Source organism: Halorubrum sp. CBA1125 (assembly GCF_009742825.1).
Lineage (GTDB): Archaea > Halobacteriota > Halobacteria > Halobacteriales > Haloferacaceae > Halorubrum.
The window spans coordinates 1-4,996 of record NZ_WPCE01000198.1 but is presented as its reverse complement, the minus strand read 5'-3'; the positions used below and the strand labels follow the sequence as shown (position 1 = coordinate 4,996).

The window sequence follows — 4,996 nt, the reverse complement described above, 5'->3', positions numbered from 1 at the left end:
CGAGCTGTCGACGGGGGACGCAGTACACGGCGGTGTACGACGTCTCCGGCGTCGAGGAGCTCCGCCTCTACGAGCAGACACCGTACGCGGGCGACCAGCCGCTCGAGTTCGAGGCGTTCCGCTACCGCACCCCCGACGGCGAGGTGCTGACCGGCAGCGAGTTCCGCGCGCGCGGCGGCGAGGTCGAGCGGACGCCCGACGAGACGTGGGTCCGGTTCCCCGACGACGTCGCGGGCGGCAAGGTCGCCTTCTCGGCGGCGGGGTCGCCGCGGCGGTTCACCACCCTGACGTACGTCGAGGGGTCCTACGCGGTGACGCTCCCGCCCGGATTCAGCACCGACTTCCCGATCGTCGGACACGTCTCCCCGCGCGACTACGAGGTCGAGACGGTCGACGGTCGCGACCGGATCGTCTGGGAGGAGGTGACGAGCGGTGCGATCGTGGTGCAGTCGTACCGCGAGACCGACCTCCCCATCTTCGGAGGGATCCTCCTCCTCGGGATCGTCGCCGCCGTCGTCGGCACCGCCTACTTCCGCCGCCAGTTGGCGGATCTCCGCGAGAAGCGCCGGGAGATGGGGCTCGGCGTGTACGAGGACGACGAGGAGTGAATCTCCGCCCCGACGACTCCGGACTCCGGGGCCCTTTTCTACCGCCCGGCGCCTTGGGTCGGGTATGAACACCGCCATCGTCACCGTCGGGGACGAGCTACTCGTCGGGGACACCGAGAACACGAACGCGACGTGGATCTGCGCTCGGCTCGCGGACCGCGGGGTCGCCGTCCGGCGGGTGACCGTCGTCCCGGACGAGGTCGGCGAGATCGCCCGCGTCGTCAACGAGTATCACGCCGAGTACGACGCCGTGATCGTCACCGGCGGGCTCGGACCGACACACGACGACGTGACGATGGAGGCGGTCGCCGACGCGTTCGGCCGCGAACTGCGGCGACCGACCTGACGCGCGAGTCCGTCGAGCGGCGCCTGGCCGAGGTCCGCGAGCAGATCCCGGACCGCGAGCTCGACGTCGACGTCGCCGCCGAGGCCGCCGTCCCGGCGGGAAGCCGGCCCCTGTTGAACGAGGCGGGGCTCGCGCCGGGGTGCGTCCTCGAGGGCGTCTACGTCGTGCCGGGGATCCCGGAGGAGATGAAGGCGATGTTCGAGGCGATCGCCGACGAGTTCGCCGGCGATCGCCGGTCGCGGTTCCTCTACACGACCGAGCCCGAAGCCAACATCGTCTCCGCGCTCGCGGAGGCGATGGAGCGCTTCGACGTCGTCGTCGGCTGTTATCCCGACCGCGAGGCCGACCACAACCGGCTGAAGGTGACGGCGACCGACGACGAAGCGCTCGAAGACGCCGCCGCGTGGCTGCTCTCGGCCGTCGACGCGAGCGAGACGCCGGTGTCACGCGACTGGGACTGACCCGACTGGCGGGCTATCCCGGTCCGAGGTATCCCCACGCCTGCAGCCGGTCGCCGTCGCCCTCGATCCACCGCTCGCCGATGTCGTCGCGGTAGTACATGTTGGGCATCACGACCTCGTCGATCCGGTCGTACGCCTGCTCGCGTGCGGCTTGCATCGTGTCGCCTTTCCCGGTCACGACGATGGGCATCCCGTTGTCGCCGGCGACGCGCCACTGACCGTCGACGTGCTTCGCGTCTTCGAGGTGGACCCCTTCGCGGCTCTCCGTCTCGAAGACCACGGCCGCGTTCCGGGAGTTCTCGTCGTACGTCTTCTCGTCGTCGAACGGGAACGGCGGGAGGACGATCCGCACGCCGATCTGGTAGCCGTTGTGCACCGTTAGATCGGGGTCGTTGCCGTGGGCGAGATCGTAGAAGAACTCGGCGGTCGACGACTCGATCGACTCCTCTTGCAGCGCGATCGTCGGGTACCCGAACCGCGGCGTAAACTCCAACGGGTAGATGCCGTTCTCGTTGACGATGCAGTTGATGTCGATACTCCCGACGTAGCCTTCATTGGCGAGCCAGTCTTCCAGCTTTCCGAACGTCTCCTGGAACAATTTGTTCTGGCCTGCCCAGAACATCGATGTCCCCATCTCGCCGGTCTGTGGTCCGATGTTTCCCGGGAATAATTTCTTATGCTCAAAATTAAAATTTATCTGGTCAATGAACTCGTTACCGTTGAAGAACCCGCAGATGGCGACTTCGACGCCCTCGACTTTCCGCTGGAGCTGGAATCCCTTCATGCGGTGGCCCCACGCCTTCTTGTAGGCGCGCAGGACGTCCTCCACGTCGCTGCCGTCGTCCTCGTTGCCGACGTACAGGAGCCGCTTGACGTTCTGCACCTCCCCGAGCGGCTTGATCACGTACGGAGCGGGGTGCTCTCGAACGTGCTGGATCCCCGCGTCGAAGTCGTTGAAAATGTGATGCTCAACGGTGTTGACGCCGTGTTCTTCGAGGATCTCCATCGCATACCCCCGGTCCTCTTCGAGATGGTCGGTGTTCGGCGTCCCCCCGACGACGGCTTTCCCTTGCTCCCGGAGTTCTTGTGCGAGTTCGCCAGTGCCGATATCGGAGCCGACCCAAATATCGTCGAAGATGATCACGTCAGCCCAGTCGACGTCCGCCTCCCAGTCGTCGGTCTTGGGGACGAAGCCGTCGCCGATCTCCCGGTCGCTTTCGGCCTCGATGTAGTACTTCACGTCGTGGCCCTCGCGGTGGACCTGCCACGCGAGGTCGGTGATCAACGCGGCGTCGGCGGAGACGAACAGAAACCGTTTGGACTCCATGGCCTCGACCTCTCGGGGGAGAAACTTGAGTGTGTGCGTCGGTCGACTCGTGCCCACCCCGCCGGTGTGTGCGTCGGTCGCCTCCCGGCCGAGGTTTATACCGCTCCCGCCGTAGGGATCCGACATGGACGTTGCCCCGGACCTCGACGCCGTGGCCGGCGAGTCCGTCGTCGTGATCGGCGGCGGGTTCGGCGGCCTCTCGACAGCGTGTTACCTCGCCGACGCCGGCGCGGACGTCGTTCTCTTGGAGAAGAACGAGCAGCTCGGCGGACGCGCGAGCCGACTGGAGGCCGAGGGGTTCCGGTTCGACATGGGCCCGTCGTGGTACCTCATGCCGGACGTGTTCGAGCGGTTCTTCGGTCACTTCGGCCGCGAGCCGACCGAGTTCTACGAGCTGGAGCGGCTCGATCCCCACTACCGCGTGTTCTGGAAGGACGGCGACCGCGCGGACGTGCTTCCGGACCGCGAGCGCAACCGGGAGCTGTTCGAGGAGTACGAACCCGGCGCCGGCGCGGCGTTCGAGTCGTACCTCGAGGAGGCCGAACGCACCTACGAGGTCGGGATGGAGCACTTCGTGTACGAGGACCGCCCGCGGCTGCGCGACTACGTCGACCGCGACGTGCTCCGGTACTCGTGGGGACTCTCGCTTCTGAGCAACATGCAGAGCCACGTGGAGGAGTACTTCGATCACCCGAAGCTCCAGCAGCTGATGCAGTACACGCTGGTGTTCCTCGGCGGGTCGCCGTACAACACGCCGGCGCTGTACAACCTGATGAGCCACGTCGACTACAACATGGGCGTCTACTACCCCGAGGGGGGGATCGGGGCCGTCGTCGACGGGATCGTCGAACTCGGCGCCGACCTCGGCGTCGAGTACGTCACCGACGCCGAGGTGGCCGGTATCGAGGGTCGGTACGGCGCGTTCGCGGTCGACACCGCCGACGGCGACCGCTACCTCTCGGACCTGGTCGTCTCCGACGCCGACTACGCGCACACCGAACAGGAGCTGCTCCCGCGCCACAAGCGGCAGTACACCGAGGAGTACTGGGAGTCGCGCACCTACGCTCCCTCCGCGTTCCTGCTGTACCTCGGCGTCGAGGGGGACGTGCCCGAACTCGCACACCACACGCTGGTGTTGCCCACCGACTGGGACCGCCACTTCGCGCAGATATTCGACGACCCCGCGTGGCCCGACGACCCCGCCTACTACCTCTGTGTCCCCTCGGAGACCGACGACACGGTCGCGCCCGAGGGCCACAGCACCCTCTTCGCGCTTGTCCCCATCGCGCCCGGGCTGGAGGACACGCCCGCCCTGCGCGAGCAGTATCGGGACCGCGTGCTGGACGACGTCGCCGAGAACACCGGCACGGACCTGCGCGGCCGGATCGTCTTCGAGGAGACGTTCTGCGTCGACGACTTCGCCGACCGGTACAACAGCTACGCGGGGAGCGCGCTGGGGCTGGCGCACACCCTGCGACAGACCTCGCTGCTCCGGCCGCCGCACCGGTCCACGGCGGTCGACGGGCTCTACTTCACGGGGTCGACGACGACGCCCGGCATCGGCGTCCCGATGTGTCTCATCAGCGGACAGCTGACCGCGGAGTCGATGGCAGAGACGACGTGAGCAGAGCCGTGAGCGACAGCGACCGACCCCCGGCGGACGCCCGCGCCGACCACCGACCGGCAGACGAGGGACCGGACCACCGGTCGGCGACGGGACACCTCCGGTACCTGCTGGTGCTGTCGCGGCCGCGCTTCTGGCTGTACCTGGCCGGCCCCGTCGCCGTCGGCATCGCGTACGGGGCCGGCGACGTGAGCGATCTGTTCACGCCCGTCACGGTCGCGCTCGCGGTCTACTTCCTCGTGCCCGCGAACGTCTTCCTCTACGGCGTCAACGACGTCTTCGACGCCGACGTCGACGAGGAGAACCCGAAGAAAGAGGGGCGCGAGACGCGCTGGCGGGGGGATCCGGTCGTCGTGGTCACGGTGCTCGCCGCGGCCGCGGCGGGGGTCGGGCGTTCGGGGTCACGCCGCGGGTCGCGTGGCCGTACCTCGCCGGGTTCTTCCTGCTCGGGGCGGGCTACAGCGCACCGCCGACGCGGTTCAAGACGACGCCGTTCGCCGACTCGGCGTCGAACGGGCTCTACGCGCTGCCGGGGCCGCCGCGTACGCCGCGGTCGCCGGGACCCACCCCCCGCGGCGGCGCTCGCCGGCGCGTGGCTCTGGACGATGGGGATGCACACCTTCTCTGCGA

3 protein-coding genes and 2 pseudogenes are annotated in these 4,996 nt (G+C 68.1%); 4 read left to right on the top strand and 1 reads right to left on the bottom strand.

Annotated elements, in window-relative coordinates; genetic code table 11:
- On the top strand, positions 1–608 hold a 608-nt coding region (locus tag GJ633_RS13830), incomplete at its 5' end, for a DUF5803 family protein (protein WP_156589281.1).
- Between the two features lie 64 nt (positions 609–672).
- Positions 673–1,415 (top strand): annotated as a pseudogene (locus GJ633_RS13825) (competence/damage-inducible protein A).
- Positions 1,416–1,428: 13 nt separating this feature from the next.
- On the opposite strand, the gene GJ633_RS13820 reads toward GJ633_RS13825, so the two are convergent.
- The gene (locus GJ633_RS13820; RefSeq protein ID WP_156589282.1) at positions 1,429–2,742 is read right to left on the bottom strand and encodes a phosphoribosylglycinamide synthetase C domain-containing protein; all 1,314 of its coding nucleotides are present in this window, start codon (positions 2,740–2,742) and stop codon (positions 1,429–1,431) included.
- 124 nt (positions 2,743–2,866) lie between these two features.
- Between GJ633_RS13820 and GJ633_RS13815 the strand changes: the two genes are divergently transcribed.
- Both GJ633_RS13815 and GJ633_RS13810 read left to right on the top strand, forming a co-directional pair.
- Positions 2,867–4,366 (top strand): NAD(P)/FAD-dependent oxidoreductase, encoded by a 1,500-nt coding sequence (locus GJ633_RS13815; RefSeq protein ID WP_156589280.1) that lies wholly within the window; start codon positions 2,867–2,869, stop codon positions 4,364–4,366.
- A pseudogene (locus GJ633_RS13810) lies at positions 4,363–4,996 on the top strand (prenyltransferase); the annotation flags it as partial. The gene GJ633_RS13815 and the pseudogene GJ633_RS13810, both read left to right, overlap by 4 nt.

Bases quoted from the DNA above. Each gene is read 5' to 3' on its own strand.
- GJ633_RS13820 (WP_156589282.1), bottom strand. From the start codon at position 2,742: ATGGAGTCCAAACGGTTTCTGTTCGTCTCCGCCGACGCCGCGTTGATC.
- GJ633_RS13815 (WP_156589280.1), top strand. From the start codon at position 2,867: ATGGACGTTGCCCCGGACCTCGACGCCGTGGCCGGCGAGTCCGTCGTC.